This is a genomic window from Streptomyces chlorus (genome assembly GCF_042655885.1).
Classification (GTDB): Bacteria; Actinomycetota; Actinomycetes; order Streptomycetales; family Streptomycetaceae; genus Streptomyces; species Streptomyces chlorus.
Map to the genome: position 1 here is coordinate 1 of NZ_JBHSOA010000170.1, position 698 is coordinate 698.

General features: G+C 70.9%; 1 protein-coding gene. It reads right to left on the reverse strand.

Translation table 11 applies throughout. The features are described 5' to 3' along the window. A partial coding sequence (locus tag ACFPZI_RS37225) for an IS5 family transposase (protein WP_381371594.1) occupies positions 1-623 on the reverse strand: 623 nt, incomplete at its 3' end. Positions 624-698: the final 75 nt, after the last annotated feature.

Here is a 698-nt window from a genome sequence, read left to right on the forward strand (position 1 = left end):
ACGAATCCGTTCACGTCATCGCTGCGACGCACCACCTCGACCTTCAGGGCGAGTTTCTCGCGTGCCCAGTCCACCAGGGCCCCGGCGTAGCCGCTGTCGGCCCACACCAGACGTACCCGGGTGCACAGCCGGCGCACGGCGCCGAGCAGGTGCACGCCCGCGTCACGGTCCTGCAGGTCGGCGGCGGTCACCAGCACCACAAGCAGCAGGCCCAGGCAGTCCACCGCGATGTGCCGCTTGGAGCCCGACACCAGCTTCGCCCCGTCGAAGCCACGGCGTTCCCCGGTGAGCGTGGCCGCGCCGCGCAAGGACTGGGAGTCGACGATCGCGGCAGTCGGTTCGGGATCGTCCCGGCCCTCGAGCAGCCGCACCTGCTCGCGGAGCCGGTCGTGCAGGACGTCGAGGAGCTCGTCGGCCTGCCAGCGGCGCTGGAAGGCGTATACCGCGCCCCAGGGCGGGAAGTCGGCCGGCATCGCCCGCCACTTGATGCCTTCGGACACCAGGTAGCGCACCGCATCGAACATCTCACGATGGCAGTACCCCTCCGGGTTGCCCCCGCGCCCGCACAACCAGCCCGGCAGCGGCATCACCCGCCGGATGACCTGCCACTCCTCATCAGTCATGTCCGTGGCGTAGAAGCGAGCCCGCAGCGGACGGTCCCCGGCGCTGCCGTACAGGTGGGCGAGACAGTCGCACGG